The following is a 16,927-nucleotide window of genomic DNA, read 5'->3' on the forward strand; positions in this document are numbered from 1 at the left end:
GGTTTGTATCCCTGTAACCTTTCTGTACGTATCTTTAGCACAAAAAAATCACGGCAATGACAAGTTATAACCAGGTATTTGAAAACAACCGCCAGTGGATAGCGTCCAAACTGGCCACCGACGCGGAGTTCTTTGAAAAAATGGCTGATACCCAGACGCCGGAGTACCTCTATATCGGTTGTAGCGACAGCCGGGTGCCCACCAACGAAATCATGGGGCTGGGAGCCGGTGAGGTATTTGTGCACCGTAACATCGCCAATGTGGTGCCCAACACCGATCTGAACGTGATGGCAGTCATCAACTACGCCGTGGTACACCTCGAAGTGAAACACATCGTTGTTTGTGGCCATTACAACTGCGGGGGCGTAAAAGCCGCCATGCAACCCAAAGACCTGGGCATTCTCAATCCCTGGCTGCGTAATATCCGGGACGTGTACCGTCTGCATATGGATGAGCTCAACGCCATCACGGATGAACACGACCGCTACAACCGCCTCGTGGAACTGAATGTGCAGGAGCAGGCCATCAATGTCATCAAAACCGCTGCAGTACAGAAATCCTATCTGGCCAAAGGCTACCCCGTGGTACACGGATGGGTGTACGACATCAAAAACGGCCAATTAAAAGACCTCGAAATAGATTTCGAAGGCGTACTGCATGAAATTCAGCGGATATACGACCTGACCGGTTCCGGTATGATGCAGAAAGACAATAACAACCAATAAAGCATACTCATATGGGGCCTATCGGTGTTTTTGACTCCGGCTACGGCGGGCTCACCGTGCTGAAAGAAATCATCGCGGAACTGCCGCAATACGAATATATCTACCTGGGCGACAATGCCCGCACGCCCTATGGCGGTCGCGGCTTTGAAACCATCCATGCCTATACACTGCAGTGTGTGCAGCAACTGTTTGACATGGGCTGCCCGCTGGTCATTCTCGCCTGTAACACCGCATCCGCCAAAGCGCTGCGTACCATACAACAGAAAGACCTGCCGCGGATAGCGCCCGACAGACGGGTGCTCGGCGTGATACGTCCTACCACAGAAATGGTAGGGACCCTCACCCAGACCGGCGAAGTGGGCATTCTGGCCACCAAAGGGACCGTTGCTTCAGCATCCTATCCGATAGAAATCAAAAAATTCTTCCCGGAGGTGCAAACCTATCAGCTGGCCTGCCCTATGTGGGTGCCGCTGGTAGAGAACAACGAACACGAAAGCGATGGGGCCGACTATTTCGTCAGGGAATACCTGGACAAAATCCTTTCCCTGTCGTCCAACATCGACACGCTGGTGCTGGGATGCACCCACTACCCCCTGCTGATGAAAAAAATACGGCAACACCTTCCCGGTGGCATCACCGTCCTGTCGCAGGGCAAGATCGTGGCCCACAGCCTCAAAGACTACCTGAAGCGACATCCGGAAATGGAATCCCGCCTGAACAGGAACAACCAGCGCCGCTTTCTCACCACAGATGATCCGGCCATCTTTGATACCATGGCAGAAATCTTCTATGGCAAAACGGTCCAGTCAGAGAAGCTGTCTCTCTAATTTTTCACGCAAAGGCGCTAAGCAGCAAAGGCGCAAAGAACCATACAAACGAGTTAAGAAAACAAAGGAGCAAAGATCAAATGATCTTTGCTCCTTTGTTTTCTTTATATCTTATTTATTTTCTTTGCGCCTTTGCTGCTTAGCGCCTTTGCGTGAATTACTTCGCGAGCTTCAGCAGGAAAGCGTATTCCAACGCCACTTCCTTCAACGCCTCAAACCGCCCGGAAGCACCGCCATGGCCGGTTTCCATATCTGTATGCAGCAACAACAGGTTATGGTCTGTTTTCAGCTCCCGCAGCTTGGCCACCCATTTGGCCGGTTCAAAGTATTGCACCTGTGAATCGTGCAAACCGGTTGTCACCAGGAGATTGGGATATGCCTTGGCCGTTACGTTATCATAAGGAGAATAAGACTTCATGTATTCATAAGCGTCTTTGTTCTTCGGATTGCCCCATTCATCAAACTCACCGGTGGTGAGCGGAATGCTTTCATCCAGCATGGTGGTCACCACATCTACAAACGGCACCTGTGCCACCACACCGTGGAAGAGGTCGGGCCGCATATTGATCACTGCACCCATTAACAGGCCACCAGCGCTACCGCCCATGGCATAGAGTTGGCCCGGATTGGTATAATTTTCCTTCACCAGATAAGCGCCGCAGTCGATGAAATCGGTAAACGTGTTTTTCTTTTTGAACATCTTGCCATCTTCATACCACTGCCGTCCCATTTCCTGTCCGCCACGTACATGTGCGATGGCGAAAGCAAAACCACGGTCGAGCAGGCTGATTCGATTGGAGCTGAAAGCCGCGTCGAGGCTATGGCCGTAAGAGCCATATCCATACAACAACAACGGGCCTTTGCCATTTTTATGGAAATCTTTTTTGTAGACGATAGAAATGGGGATTTGCGTACCGTCTGCGGCAGTCGCCATCAATCTTTCGGAGGTATAGCTTTTCGGATCATAACCGCCTAATACTTCCTGCTGACGCTTCAGTTCCTGCTTGCCGGTTTCCATATTGTAATCATACACCGAAGTGGGCGTGATCATGGAAGTATACTGATAGCGCAACTCTTTGCTGTCCATCTCCGGGTTGATGCCCAGATAAGCATCATAAGCCGGTTCGGCAAAAGAGAGGTATTTGTCCTGGTGTGTTTTATCATTGATCACCCGGATCTGGGTAAGACCGTTTTTTCTTTCTTCCAGTACCAGAAAATCTTTGAATACATCGATGCTGCTGAGCAGCACATCACTGCGATGAGGGATCACTTCTTTCCAGTGGTCGCGGCCTGTTTGGTTCAATGATGTTTCCATCAGCCGGAAATTGAGGGCGTCCCAGTTGGTCACGATGTAGAACTTATCGCCTTTGTGATCGATATCATACAACATGTCCCTGGTGCGGGGCTGGAAAACAGTAAAGGCGCCATCAGGTTTGGAGGCGTCGAGTATACGGCTTTCGGAAGAAAGGGTGCTGCCGCTGTGGATGACGATGTATTTGCCGGATTTTGTTTTCTGTAAGCTAAGGCTGAAGGTTTCATCTTTCTCGTGATAAACCTCTTTGTCGGCACTATCGCCCAGCATATGTTTCATGATACGGTCAGCCCGGAGGGTCACGGTATCTTTACGGCTGTAGAAGAAAGTCTTGTTATCGTTGGCCCAGCAGGAACCGCCGGTGGTTTCCTGGATAGCATCTTTGAAGATTTCACCGGTTTCGAGATTTTTTACGAAGATGGTATAACGGCGACGGCTAACCGTATCTACACCATAGGCCAGCAGTTTAGTATCGGGACTAACGCTGAGCCCTGTTACCGAGCAGTAGGCATGGCCGGCAGCGACGTCGTTTACGTTAAGGATAATTTCTTCGTCTGCTTCGAGGCTGCCTTTCTTACGGCAATAGATAGGATATTCCTTTCCTTTTTCGTAGCGGGAGTAATAGTAGTATCCGTTTTTGAGATAGGGTACGCTCATATCCGTTTCTTTGATACGGCCTTTCATCTCTTCAAACAGTTTGGCCCGCAGTTCTTTTTCGGGGGCCATTACGGTGTCCAGATAGGTATTTTCCGCATTTAGCCAGGCCAGTACTTTCGGATCTTCGCGATCGTTCATCCAGTAATAGTTATCAATTCTGGTGTCTCCATGTATGGTCAGTTCTTTCGGTATTTTTTCTGCAACGGGTGGCTGGATGTTATCCTGATTATTCATATTTTTTTTCTTTTCGTGACAAGACATTAACACAATTCCTGTAAGTAAAAGTAAGCTTACCTTCTTCATGGAAATAGGTTTTACTCAATTTAAGCAATTGCCGATATTTTCAGTATAAAAAAGCGCCATGGAAAGAATACCATGACGCCTCTATTTTGATAATGTATTTTGATTAAGCCAGTACGCGCATTTTTACGGGGTCCCAGCGGAGCTGCTTTTTGCTGAAGTAGCTCTGATTGGTGACCAGTGCCGGACCGGCAGCACGGAGGCCAAAAGTGGCGTCCTCTACTACGGCCTTGCCTGTACGCATTGATTCAAAGAAATTTTTGAAGTGGTCCAGCCGGTCGTCATAGCCTGCCGGCGCAGCGTAGTTGCTGGAGGTTTCGACTGGCTTGCCGGAGTTACCGCCGTAGCGGGCATTGTAATCCTTTACATATTCGGCCTGTTGTTTTTCAGTGAAGGTACGGAAGGTGTCCCATCCGCCGTAGCCGGGAGCTTCGGGCAGTTTATGTTTTTTGATTTTGAAGTCGTTCCATCCCATTTCCATCACGCCGTCTGTGCCGATCAGGCGAGTGTATTCACCACCGCCGCTGCCGTCTGCGAAGTTCACACGGAGCGTCATCTGGAAGGCCGGATGTTCTTTTGTTTCGGGATAGTCGAAGATGGCCACCACAACGTCGGGCACATCACGGCCGTCTTTCCACTGTACCAGGTTGCCGCTGGCGTAGATGCTGGAAGGCCCCAGAGAGCCGGTGATAAAGTGCAGGCCGGAGATCAGGTGTACAAAAAGATCACCGGGGATACCGGTGCCATACGCCTGATAGTTGCGCCAGCGGAAGAAGCGCTTGGCATCAAAAGGCATTTTGGCGGTATCCTTCAGGAAGGCGTCAAAATCCACGGTAGCGGGGGAAGCGTCTGTGGGAATGGAATACTGCCAGGCGCCGAGTGCGCTGTGGCGGTCCATGCGGGCTTCCACCACATTCAGCTGGCCAATTTCGCCGGCCTGGTAACGTTTACGCGCCTCCGCCATCGCGATGCTGCTTACCCGTTGACTACCCACCTGGAACACCGCTTTGGTGCGTTGCTGGGTGGCAATCACTTTATGTCCTTCTTCTATCTGCTGTACCATCGGTTTCTCGCAGTATACCGCCTTTCCTGCCTCCATTGCCGCGATGGAGATGGTATCATGCCAGTGATCGGGCGTTGCCACGATGATGGCGTCAATGTCTTTCCTGTTCAACAACTCACGGTAATCACGGGTAGTAAATATCTGGGAGCCGTATACCTCTTTTACACGGTCCAGATGGCCGGTATAGAGGTCGGCTGCCGCCACGAACTCCACACCCGGCACTTTGATAGCGGTGTCCACATCGCCGAAGCCCATGATGCCCATGCCTACGCAGGCCACCCGGATTTTGTCGTTGGCTGAAAATGGTTTCTCCGGCTGCAGGATGGTCACCGGTTCATTTTCCTGTCCCAGGGCCGCCAGTTGGCCGATACCCAGCAGCGCCGCCGTACTGCCTATATGTTTGATAAACTTCCTACGGGATTGGTCTGACATATCTCAATAAGATTTTAATAAGATTTTAAAAGAGTTACTATGATAATAAAAAATATCAGCAATCGGGCAACCGAATTATGAGCGGTCGATAGCATATTTCTATGGACTGCTAAAACGCTTCAGCGTGTTGGCGAAAACTTAATACAAACTTCATAATTCCTTCATAAAGACTTAACGGCCTCTATAGTGCTACAGTGCTGGAAGAGCGGTTATTTCGCCCCGACAAAACAATGCTGTATGAAGATATTTTTACCACTACTCATCTTTATCATGTCGGGAATGGGTGCCATGGCGCAAACCACTACCGGCGTGAGGGGAACTGTAACCGACAAACAAACGGGTCAACCGCTGACAGGTGCAGCGGTGAAGCTGAAAAGCGAACACTATACCGCTACCGGCACCACCGGCCTGGATGGTAGTTTCGTGTTCCGCAATGTACCGGCAGGTGATTATGAAATCAAGGTAAAAGACCTCGGACATCATGAAGTGGAAAAGAAAATCCACTGCGAAGGACAGGCAAGCGTTCTGACCATCGAAATGGAATCTAAAGACGTAGCCCTGAAAACCCTTACCGTTACCGGTAAAGGCGACAAAGGCAGCGAAAAAAGCGCCCTGAAGACCGTACAAAAAGCAGATATGGTGCTGAACGCCGTATCAGCCGCCGCTATTCAGGTATCTCCGGACATCACCATCGCCAACGTTATGCAACGTATATCCGGCGTATCGCTGGAACGCAGCAACAACGGCGACGGCCAGTATGCCATCATCCGTGGTATGGATAAAAGATACCAGTACACGTTGATCAATGGTATTAAAATCCCCAGCCCGGACAACAAGAACAGATATGTTCCTCTCGACATCTTCCCGGCCGATCTGGTAGATCGCCTCGAAGTATATAAAGCCATCACCCCCAATATGGAAGGCGATGCTATCGGCGGCGCCACCAACATGGTGATGAAAGACGCCCCGAAACATTTTATGCTGAATGCCAATGCCGCTATCGGTTACGCACAAACGCTGTTTGACAACGACTTCACCCGCTTCAGCAGAAGTGGCTCCGCCAAAACATCTCCGCGTATCCGCAACGGCAACAACTACGAAGCCAACATCAGCGATTTCACCAACAACCCGCTGCATCTCAATACCGGTAAAGCTCCCGTTGCCAGCGTATTTGGCATCAGCGCCGGCGGCCGCAGCAAAAACGGCAAACTGGGCGCCATCGCCGGTATCAGCTACCAAAACACCTATCGTTCCAACAATTCCCTCTACCTGCAAACAGAGGTGGACAAAAACGATAATACCCCTGCCTTCACCGCCGCCAAAAACAGGACCTATTCCATCCAGCAACAACGGACAGGCATGCACGCAAAAGTGGATTATGAGTTCAACGATGATCATCAGATATCCTTATATGCGGCCTATATGAACCTGGGCCAGAACCTCTTCCGCTTCAGCACAGACACCAGCCTCGAACTGGGCCGTACCGTACCGGGTTCCGGCAGGGTGAGCAACAATTACCGCAGCGAACGCAGCGTACAACAGATCAGCAACTTCACCTTACAAGGCGACCACAAACTGGCGCACCATCTGCATATGAACTGGTCTGCCGTTTATTCCAAAGCCACCGCCAACGTACCTAACCGCACCGAACTGAATGTAAATACCGGCGTTACCCCGCAAAAAGACAATACCCTGAAACAGGAGCCTGTACTGCTGGACGCGCTGGAAGGCGTTACCCACGAATGGGCCCGTAACTCAGACGAAGACAAAAGCGGCTACCTCAACTTTGTCTACACACCCAAAATTGGCAACGTAAAAACGGAGATCTCCGTGGGTGGTATGTACCGCAACAAACAACGCCACAGCTACTACGACGAATACACGCTGCGCCCGGACTCTACCACACAGGCTTTCAACAACGACATTGACGCCCACAAGCTCACCCTCTTCAACAGAGTAGGTGCTCCTGATGACGCGCTGAACTATGATTTCACTGAAAACGTAGCAGCTTACTACGGCCAGGTGAAATTCCAGATCGGCCGCCTGCAAACCCTCGCCGGCGTAAGGGTAGAACATACCAAAGCATCCTGGGAATCTGCCGTACCTTCTTCTGTGGAAGGCAAAACCGGTAGTGTGAAATATATTGACGTATTGCCCGGCATCCACTTCAAATACATGCCAGACAATAAACAGAACGTACGCCTCTCCTACTACTCCGCTATCAGCCGTCCTGGTTTCTATGAAATGATTCCTCACCGCGGCGGCGATCCTGATGTGGATTATCCGGAGGTAGGCAACCCTTACCTGAAAAGAGCTACCTCCGACAACTTCGACCTGCGTTATGAGTATTTCCCAAAAGCACTGGACCAGCTGCTGGCCGGCGTATTCTACAAACGCATCAAAGACCCGATTGAATCTGCGCTGGTGCAAAACGGCCGCAGCATCAACCTGATGAGCGGCAACTTCGGTACCGCTACCAACTATGGTTTTGAGCTGGAAGCCGCCAAGTACATCCGTAAGTTTGGTGTCCGTCTGAACTATACCTATACCAACTCTTCTATCACCAGCAACAAAATGCAGTGGTACCGTGAAGACAACGGTAACATCACCCAGAAAACCGTTAGCCAGGAACGCCCGCTGCAGGGACAATCCAAACATATCGGTAACCTCTCCCTGCTGTACAAGGACGCACATTCCGGTCTCGACGCACAACTGGCCATGGTATATACCGGCGAACGTATCGACATCGTGTCTCAGTTTTACAACAACGATGTCTGGCAGAAAGGCTTTGTGCAACTGGATTTCTCTGCCGAAAAAAGAATCTGGAAGAAACTGTATGCTTATGCCAAAGTGGGCAACCTGCTGAACACTCCTTATGAGCTGTTCATCAAGAGTCCTAACACAGAAAAATCTGCTGCCGGCGTACCGCAACAGACCGTGGGTAAAAATGTATTTGTCCGCAAAAACACTTACGGCCAGACTTACCTGCTGGGCCTCCGCTTCAAACTCTAAAACCTTACAAACATGAAATTGCATCAATATATACTTGCCGCTGTCGCCATAGGTACCATCTTTACTTCCTGCCACAAGGAAGCAGAGGTGATGGTGTCTAAACCGGTGATCACTCCCAGTAAACCCATTACTTCAGACACCCTGTCCGGCGCTATTCAGGGTACGCTGCTGGCTGGCAAAACCTATTATTTCGCCAGCGATATCATCATCAATGATGGCGATACCCTCTTTATGCAAAGCGGCGTAAAACTGATCGCTCTCGGCGACGGCAGCAGCCAGCTGAAAAGCCCGCAGATCACGGTAAACGGAAGCCTGATCAGCCTGGGCACCAAAGATGCGCCTAACTACATCACGGTATCAGAACAACTGCGTACCGCTGACAACGCTTTCAAAGGCATCTGGGGCGGTATTCAGTGTACGCCTGCCAAAGACAAACAGGGCGGTGACCTGATCCTGAAATGGACGCATATCGAGTTTGCCGGCGGTCCGGTGGCTATCGGTAATGATGTGTATAAAGCAGGCGATCCCCGTTACATGATCTATTTCGCCAATGTGGATAAGAACTTCATCCTGGAAGATTGCTGGATCAGAGGCAGTAAAGACGACGCTATCCGCACAGACGGCGGCCGTATCAGCATCCTGCGCAATACCTTTGAAATGTGCGGCGAGAAAGGCGGTGAAGCGCTGAACATGAAATCCGGCACGATAGGCGACGTGGCTTATAATGTCGCGATCGGTGCTGCCACCAACGCTTTCAAAGTATCCAACTCCGGTGATAAAACCGTGCAGGCCAACGTATACATCTACAACAATACCATGATCAACTGTGGCTTCCGTCAAACCAAAGAAGGCCGCGGCGGTGGTATCAACTTCGAAGCATTCGCGAAAGGAAAAGCGTTCAACAACCTTTTCATCAATTGTCGTGTAAGCATGCGCGTGGTAGGCGGCGCCGGTACCGGTGCAGACCTGGCCAACCTCACTTATGGCAACAACCTGTTCTACGGTAACGCCCCTACGCTGTTTAATCAATTCAACGCAACCGACGGTGTATCTGTTTTTACCACGACAGATATCCATGGTGAGATCAAACAGAACAACCCTGCCTTTTATGCTTATGATGTAGATCAGTTTGATTACACCACCCTGGGCGGCACCGTTAAAACACCCCCTGTTACCTGGAAACAACAGCCTTTACCGCTGCTGCAACAGGGTACTTCCAACTTCCGCGTGAAGCCAACTTCTCCCGCTGTTGGAAAAGGTAACAGCCAGTTTGCCCCGATGAACATCACCACGGTCAAAACAGAAGCTGCTGCCGACGTACTGCGTCCTGGTAAAGACATTGGTGCTTATCAGCAGGATGGTAGCGGCAACCAACACTAATTTGATTATTTGGTTATTTTAGTATTGGGTTATTGGATTTACGGATTTTGGAATTTTTTGATTTTGGAATTTTATATGAACTATAAAAAGATAGTAGCGGTAGCCGGCATTATTGCCGGCTTTACTGCCTGTAATATTAAACGTCACAAGCCTATCCCGGCACCGGCTGCTGATGCTGTAAAGCCGGTGGCTGTGACCCCTGTCACCCAATATGACAGCGATGATCCGGCTATCTGGATCAACAAAGCCGACAGCAGCAAAAGCCTGGTCATCGGCACCGATAAAAATACAGACGGGGCTTTGTATGTGTACAATATGGATGGTCAGGTCGTCAGGAAAATTGCCGGCCTGAAACGTCCTAATAACGTGGATATCGCCTATGGTTTGTTGCTGAACAACCAGCCCGTGGACATTGCTGTGACAACAGAGCGCGAAACCAATAAACTGCGCATTTACCGCCTGCCGGACATGGAGCCCATCGATAACGGCGGACTGGAAGTATTTGCCGGTGAAAAAGAACGCGGGCCGATGGGCATCAGCCTGTATACCCGGCCAACCGACAAAGCCATTTTTGCGATCGTTAGCCGCAAATCCGGCCCGGCACAGGGTTACCTGTGGCAGTACCAGTTGACCGACAACGGCAAAGGACAAGTAACGGGAACGGTTGTACGTAAATTTGGCGCCTACAGCGGCAAAAAGGAAATTGAAAGTGTGGCAGTAGACAATGAGCTGGGATACGTGTATTATTCAGATGAGCAGACAGGCGTTCGCCGGTATTATGCAGATCCTGCCCGTGGAGACCAAGAGCTGGCGTTGTTTGGCAGCGGCGATTTCAAGGCCGACAACGAAGGCATCAGCATTTATAAAACAGGCGACAGTACCGGTTTTATCCTGGTATCTGATCAGGATGCCAACAGTTTCAACATCTACCGCAGGGAAGATGTGAAACCCGCCTTACTGGCTAAAATACCGGTATCCGCTATCAACAGTGATGGTTCCGATGTGGTGAATGTCAACCTGGGCCCGAAATATCCGCGGGGTGTTTTTGTGGTAATGAGTACCGACAGGACTTTTCATTACTACGACTGGCGGGATATTGCAGCGAGAATTAAATAACGGACCAATGACCTATAAAAAAACGGCGCAGGTAGAACACCTGCGCCGTTTTTTGCATTATATAGTCAGACTTATTTCTCAGAGCTAAAGCCAGCGCCAATGAATTCTCTGTTGAGGCGGGCGATATTGGTGAGGGAGATTTCTTTCGGGCATTCTGCTTCGCAGGCGCCGGTGTTGGTACAGCTACCGAAACCTTCTTTATCCATTTGCGCCACCATGTTGAGCGCACGGGTCTGGCGTTCAGGATCACCTTGTGGCAGCAGTGCCAGCTGGGAAACTTTTGCAGACACGAACAGCATCGCCGAAGAGTTTTTACAAGCTGCCACGCAAGCGCCGCAACCGATACAAGCTGCCGCTGCGAAAGCCAGGTCAGCTTTATGTTTATCAACCGGGAGGCAGTTAGCGTCCTGTGCGTTGCCAGTGTTTACAGAGACATAACCACCAGCTTCGATGATACGGTCAAATGCAGTTCTGTCTACGGTGAGGTCTTTCAGTACAGGGAAAGCACCGGCTCTCCATGGTTCTACGGTGATGGTATCACCGTCTTTGAAAGCACGCATATGCAGCTGGCAGGTGGTAGTACCGGCCCATGGACCGTGTGCACGGCCATTGATGTGCATAGAGCACATACCACAGATACCTTCGCGGCAGTCGTGGTCAAAGGCGATGGGTTCTTTTCCTTCGTTGATCAGTTGCTCGTTCAGTACGTCAAACATTTCGAGGAAAGACATTTCAGAAGAAATATCTTTTACTGAATATGTTTCAAATCCACCCTGAGCGTTTTTATTTTGTTGTTTCCACACCTTTAAGGTGAGGTTCATGTTATAATGTTCCATATTCGCTGGACAATTATTTTATTTTACAATCCTGGCCTGCTGTAAAGCAATGGGCCAATACCCTTATTTATAGCTACGTTGAGAAGGAATTACTTCTTCAAATTTCAGTTCTTCCTTGTGCAGTTCAAACTGGCCCGGGCCTTTATATTCCCATGCAGCTACGTAGCTGAAGTTAGCATCATCACGTTGTGCTTCACCGTCCGGCGTCTGAGACTCTTCCCGGAAGTGGCCACCGCAGGATTCGCGGCGTTGCAGCGCATCGATGCACATCAGTTCGCCCAGTTCCAGGAAGTCAGCTACACGGCCGGCTTTCTCCAGTTCGGGGTTGAATTCTTTTTCAGCACCTGGTACGCGCACATCTTTCCAGAACTCGGCACGCAGTGCTTTGATTTCTTCGATGGCTTCTTTCAGACCTTGTTCGTTACGTGCCATACCGCACTTGTCCCACATGATCTTACCAAGTTTTTTATGGAAGTGGTCTACAGACTTGGTTCCTTTGATGCCCATCAGTTTGGAGATGGTTTCTTTCACCTTGTTTTCAGCTTCCACGAAGGCCGGGTGGTCTGTCGGGATGGCTTTGGTGCGGATTTCGTCTGCCAGGTAGTTACCGAGGGTGTAAGGGATCACGAAGTAACCGTCGGCCAGGCCCTGCATCAGAGCAGAAGCGCCGAGGCGGTTAGCGCCGTGGTCGGAGAAGTTGGCTTCACCGAGGGAGTACAGACCAGGAACGGTTGTCTGCAGTTCGTAGTCTACCCACAGGCCGCCCATGGTGTAGTGTACCGCAGGATAGATACGCATGGGCTGCTCGTATGGGTTTTCGCCGGTGATTTTGGCGTACATATCGAACAGGTTACCATATTTTTCTGCTACTACTTCTTTACCCAGTTTGATGATCTCTGCTTTGGAGAGATTGGAGAGCTGGCGTTTACCGGCTTCGATGTTACCATAACGTTCGATGGCCGCGGCGAAGTCGAGGAATACCGCCTGTTTGGAAGTACCTACGCCATAGCCGGCATCACATCTTTCCTTAGCAGCGCGGGAGGCCACGTCGCGGGGAACGAGGTTACCGAAGGCAGGATATCTTCTTTCCAGGTAGTAGTCTCTTTCGTCTTCCGGAATTTCGCTGGCTTTGCGGGTATCGTTTTGTTTTTTGGGTACCCAGATACGGCCGTCGTTACGCAGTGATTCTGACATGAGGGTCAGTTTGGACTGGTGATCGCCGGATACGGGAATACAGGTAGGGTGGATCTGTGTAAAGCAGGGGTTGGCGAAGTACGCACCATTTTTAGTGGCTTTCCAGGCTGCTGTTACGTTAGAACCCATCGCGTTGGTGGACAGGAAGAACACGTTACCATAACCGCCGCTGCAGATCAGTACTGCATGGCCGAAATGACGCTCCAGTTCACCGGTGATTAGGTCACGGGCGATGATACCACGCGCTTTGCCGTCTATCTTCACGATATCCAGCATTTCGTGGCGGGAATACATTTTCACGTTACCCAGTGCTACCTGACGTTCCAGTGCAGAGTAGGCACCGAGCAGGAGCTGCTGACCGGTTTGACCGGCAGCGTAGAATGTACGTTGTACCTGTGTACCACCGAAAGAACGGTTGCTCAGCAGTCCACCGTATTCACGGGCAAAGGGAACACCCTGGGCCACGCATTGATCTATAATATTGCCACTCACCTCTGCCAGGCGATGCACGTTGGCTTCGCGGGCGCGGTAGTCGCCACCTTTTACGGTATCATAGAACAGGCGGTAAACGGAGTCACCGTCGTTCTGGTAGTTTTTAGCAGCATTGATACCACCCTGGGCAGCAATACTGTGCGCGCGACGCGGACTATCCTGAAAGCAGAATGCTTTAACCTTATACCCCAACTCACCTAATGAAGCCGCTGCTGAAGCGCCGGCCAAACCAGTACCAATCACGATCACTTCGAGGCTGCGCTTGTTGGCAGGGTTTACCAGTTTACAATGTCCTTTATAGTCTTCCCATTTAGTATTTAATGGGCCGGCTGGAATTTTTGCGTTCAACATATATCCTTACTTTACAGAATTATTTTTTTAAATAGATAACAATCGGGATCAGGGCAAAGCCAATAGGGATGAGGATACCGAAGATCCATACGCCTACGAAGTTGATCAAACCGTTGTATTTTTTGTGGTTCAGACCGAAGGTCTGGAAGGCGCTCTTAAAACCGTGGATCAGGTGGAAAGAGAGACCGATCATGCCAATCACATAGAGGATTACCAACCATACGTTCTGGAAAGTTTCATAGCTCAGCGCATAGAGATCTTTCAGTGGTTCTTCGATGCCGGCATAAGTGCGGGTAGGCATTTCAGCGTAGTGGAATTTACCCCAGAAGTTAGCCAGGTGAATCACAATAAAGATAAGGAGGATGCTTCCCATGATGGCCATCTGACGGCTAAACCAGGAAGATGTCTGATTACCCGGATTGATGGCGTATTTCACCGGACGGGCAGCTCTGTTGGAAAATGTAAGTTTCAGCGCAATCAGTGCGTGGAGAATGATCACCACTTTAAGGCCCCAGGCGATGAACTGAATCAGGCTATTATGTCCCATGAACTGGGCATAAGCGTTAAATGCCTTGCCTTCGTCGTTGTACAGCAACTGGAAGTTACCTGCCAGATGCACAATAACGAAACTGCAAAGAAACAAACCGGTAGCACCTACCAATAACTTCTTACCGATAGATGTATTAAAAAACTGTGACCACTTCATAAGTAAAATTCTAAGCTTCCTTGTATAAAAGTTGATTGAAATGTCGGGCAAATTTAGCGCAGGAAAAGTAAAAACCAAATGATATTTATCAGGTTTTCACATGCATTATTGAAATAACAAATACATAACATAATTGAAAATCAATCATTTTATGCATATTATCTTTCATTTTGTACTGAAAATATAATATAAATTATTCCAAACGTTTTAGCATGATGTTGTCTATCATATTATACAAATGCAGTGGTTGATATGTTCGCCATTTCTCATCATCCAGCAGGTGGACGTAGTGATGCAGGCGTGCTCTTTCAAACTCCTGTCTGGTTTGTTCAGGCATATTCAGTGCAACGATCCATCCGCCTTCGTCTTTGATATCGTCCCACCATTCTTCATAATAGCAGTCATCTGAAGAGTGGAAATTCATGACATTTTCAGAGATAAGGATAAACTTGTAGATCCCTTCTGCGATGAGGACATCGATGATTTCGCGTTTGAGGGTCATGATATCATTGTCAATCGCGTCGTTCCATTCTCCCAGCAGCTCGATGATGGCGAAGTTGTACTGGTAGTCGGCGAAGAGGATTTTCAGGTACAGGTTACGGGACCCAAAGTCGTCCCACTGCGGGTGAACATAGTAATTGTAGACCGTATTGGAGAATTCAAATTCACTGTACTCCCTTCCATAGAAGGGCGATTGTTCGTCTTCCTCTGCGGCGTACAGGTGCCTCCAGTTATAATATGGTTCGATAGTATGCATGCGTAGTCTCCGGCTACAAATGTCAGATTAAATCAGGCTTTGGCAAAATCGTCCATCGCTTTTTTCACGCTGCCAGCCTTCAGCAGCAGCTGTTGCGCTTGTTCGTAATCTGTAATAGACAGTTTTTCCATCAGCATTTTCACGCCTCTGTCTACTAATTTTTCGTTGCTCAGCTGCATGTTGACCATTTTATTATCTTCTACCCTGCCCAGCTGGATCATCACGGCAGTTGAGATCATATTGAGCACCAGTTTCTGCGCGGTGCCGCTTTTCATGCGGGTGCTGCCGGTCACGAATTCAGGTCCCACCACTACTTCCACCGGGAAGTCTGCTGCGGCAGATACGGGAGAATCGGGGTTACAGCTGATACTACCGGTAATGATACCGTTGCTGCGGCATTTATCGAGCGCACCGATCACATACGGCGTAGTACCGCTGGCCGCGATGCCTACCACCACATCTTTATCGGTGATATTAAATTCCTGTAAATCTTTCCAGCCTTGTTCGCGATCATCTTCTGCAAACTCCACGGCTTTGCGGATGGCAGCGTCGCCACCGGCGATCAGGCCTATTACCAGTCCTTGTGGCACACCAAACGTAGGCGGGCATTCAGAAGCGTCTACGATGCCCAGGCGGCCGCTGGTACCGGCGCCGATATAAAACAAGCGTCCACCCGCCAGCATTTTGTCTGCTATTGCTGCCACGAGCTTTTCAATCTGTGGGATGGATTTTTCCACGGCCACGGGAACTGACCTGTCTTCATTATTGATGTTGGTCAATAATTCCGTCAGGCTCATCTTTTCGAGGTGACGATAATTTGAAGTCTGTTCAGTTACTTTTACAAATGCCATATATGATCTGTTGTAGAAATGATTAACGATGATATTCAATGAGCCCTTCCATGGGAGTACGCAGGATTTTGCCGATAGGCAGTTCGTACAGTTCACACAGCTCTTTCAGGATGTCCCGGAAATGCCAGGCGATGCCGCCGGTGAAGTGTAGCGCGGTGGTCCAGCTCTCCCGGTACTTATAGAGATGGTTGAAGAAAAAGTCGTTCAGGCCATCTTCGAGGATATTTTCGATCAGGAAGTGCCCCCTGTTTTCTGACAGGAACGTGGAGTACGTGGACAGATAACGGTTGGCCAGCGGCTTACGGTATACGTTCTCGAGAATTTCGTCTTTATTGGTTTGATACTTCAGGTCGAAACGGGCCATCAGTTCTTCATCGAAGGTATTGTACAGATAGTATTGTAATACTTTTCTGCCCAGATAGGCGCCGCTGCCTTCGTCGCCCAGGATGTAACCCAGGCCGGGATTGTTTTTCACGATGGTGGTGCCGTCGAAAAAGCAGGAATTGGAGCCGGTGCCAAGGATGCTGGCGATGCCGGGTGTACGGCCGCACAATGCGCGGGCAGCTCCCATCAGGTCATGGTTGACATCTACCACGGCTGAGGGCCAAACGGCCTTCAGGCATGCGGTTACCAGTTGGGTATTCTTTTGCTGGGCGAGGCCGGTACCATAAAAATACACCTCATCGATCACGGTGCCGGCTGGCATCTGGGGGATCAGCTCCACCTCCATGATCTGCCGGATCTGTTCTGCTGTCTGAAAATAAGGGCTCACGCCCTGGGTGTTGAAGATCCCCGGCTCGTGGTCTCCCAACAAGGCCCATTCCGTCTTTGTAGATCCGCTGTCAGCGATCAGCTTTGTTCTTGCAGCCATCCTGTAATTTATGAAATTAAAGAATCGTAAGCGTTTGCTCCTGAT

13 protein-coding genes are annotated in these 16,927 nt (G+C 49.8%); 5 read left to right on the forward strand and 8 right to left on the reverse strand.

Annotated features, from left to right (window positions below):
* Positions 1–56: 56 nt before the first annotated feature.
* Positions 57–725 carry a carbonic anhydrase gene (locus tag ICL55_RS17130; RefSeq protein WP_188099427.1) on the forward strand — a complete coding sequence of 223 codons (669 nt, stop codon included), beginning with the start codon at positions 57–59 and terminating at the stop codon, positions 723–725.
* A gap of 11 nt (positions 726–736) precedes the next feature.
* On the forward strand, positions 737–1,552 hold the full coding sequence (gene murI, locus ICL55_RS17135; protein WP_188099430.1) for a glutamate racemase: 816 nt from the start codon (positions 737–739) through the stop codon (positions 1,550–1,552).
* 157 nt (positions 1,553–1,709) lie between these two features.
* On the opposite strand, the gene ICL55_RS17140 is transcribed toward murI, so the two are convergent.
* Together ICL55_RS17140 and ICL55_RS17145 are read right to left on the reverse strand one after the other, a co-directional pair.
* Complete coding sequence (locus ICL55_RS17140; RefSeq protein WP_246496412.1) at positions 1,710–3,755, reverse strand: S9 family peptidase; 2,046 nt, start codon at positions 3,753–3,755, stop codon at positions 1,710–1,712.
* 172 nt (positions 3,756–3,927) lie between these two features.
* Complete coding sequence (locus ICL55_RS17145) at positions 3,928–5,316, reverse strand: Gfo/Idh/MocA family protein (protein ID WP_188099435.1); 1,389 nt, start codon at positions 5,314–5,316, stop codon at positions 3,928–3,930.
* 237 nt (positions 5,317–5,553) lie between these two features.
* Between ICL55_RS17145 and ICL55_RS17150 the strand changes: the two genes are divergently transcribed.
* The 3 genes from ICL55_RS17150 (at position 5,554) to ICL55_RS17160 (ending at position 10,824) form a co-directional block, all read left to right on the forward strand.
* On the forward strand, positions 5,554–8,328 hold the full coding sequence (locus ICL55_RS17150) for a TonB-dependent receptor domain-containing protein (RefSeq protein ID WP_188099437.1): 2,775 nt from the start codon (positions 5,554–5,556) through the stop codon (positions 8,326–8,328).
* Positions 8,329–8,340: 12 nt separating this feature from the next.
* A complete protein-coding gene (locus ICL55_RS17155; RefSeq protein WP_188099439.1) occupies positions 8,341–9,708 on the forward strand; it encodes a hypothetical protein in 1,368 nt (455 codons plus the stop codon).
* Between the two features lie 75 nt (positions 9,709–9,783).
* On the forward strand, positions 9,784–10,824 hold the full coding sequence (locus ICL55_RS17160) for a phytase (protein ID WP_188099440.1): 1,041 nt from the start codon (positions 9,784–9,786) through the stop codon (positions 10,822–10,824).
* Positions 10,825–10,895: 71 nt separating this feature from the next.
* Here the strand turns inward: ICL55_RS17160 and ICL55_RS17165 are convergent, their stop codons facing one another.
* From ICL55_RS17165 to ICL55_RS17190, 6 genes are all read right to left on the reverse strand, one after another.
* Positions 10,896–11,660 carry a succinate dehydrogenase/fumarate reductase iron-sulfur subunit gene (locus tag ICL55_RS17165; protein ID WP_188099442.1) on the reverse strand — a complete coding sequence of 255 codons (765 nt, stop codon included), beginning with the start codon at positions 11,658–11,660 and terminating at the stop codon, positions 10,896–10,898.
* Positions 11,661–11,723: 63 nt separating this feature from the next.
* On the reverse strand, positions 11,724–13,697 hold the full coding sequence (locus tag ICL55_RS17170) for a fumarate reductase/succinate dehydrogenase flavoprotein subunit (protein WP_188099444.1): 1,974 nt from the start codon (positions 13,695–13,697) through the stop codon (positions 11,724–11,726).
* A gap of 19 nt (positions 13,698–13,716) precedes the next feature.
* The gene (locus tag ICL55_RS17175) at positions 13,717–14,403 is read right to left on the reverse strand and encodes a succinate dehydrogenase cytochrome b subunit (protein WP_188099446.1); all 687 of its coding nucleotides are present in this window, start codon (positions 14,401–14,403) and stop codon (positions 13,717–13,719) included.
* A gap of 193 nt (positions 14,404–14,596) precedes the next feature.
* On the reverse strand, positions 14,597–15,160 hold the full coding sequence (locus ICL55_RS17180) for a hypothetical protein (RefSeq protein WP_188099448.1): 564 nt from the start codon (positions 15,158–15,160) through the stop codon (positions 14,597–14,599).
* A 32-nt stretch (positions 15,161–15,192) separates the two neighbouring features.
* On the reverse strand, positions 15,193–16,011 hold the full coding sequence (murQ, locus tag ICL55_RS17185) for an N-acetylmuramic acid 6-phosphate etherase (RefSeq protein WP_169228761.1): 819 nt from the start codon (positions 16,009–16,011) through the stop codon (positions 15,193–15,195).
* A gap of 22 nt (positions 16,012–16,033) precedes the next feature.
* Positions 16,034–16,882, reverse strand: coding sequence for an N-acetylglucosamine kinase (locus ICL55_RS17190; RefSeq protein WP_188099450.1), 849 nt, complete (start codon positions 16,880–16,882; stop codon positions 16,034–16,036).
* Positions 16,883–16,927 lie beyond the last annotated feature (45 nt).

The organism is Chitinophaga varians, assembly GCF_014529945.1.
Classification (GTDB): domain Bacteria; phylum Bacteroidota; class Bacteroidia; order Chitinophagales; family Chitinophagaceae; genus Chitinophaga; species Chitinophaga varians.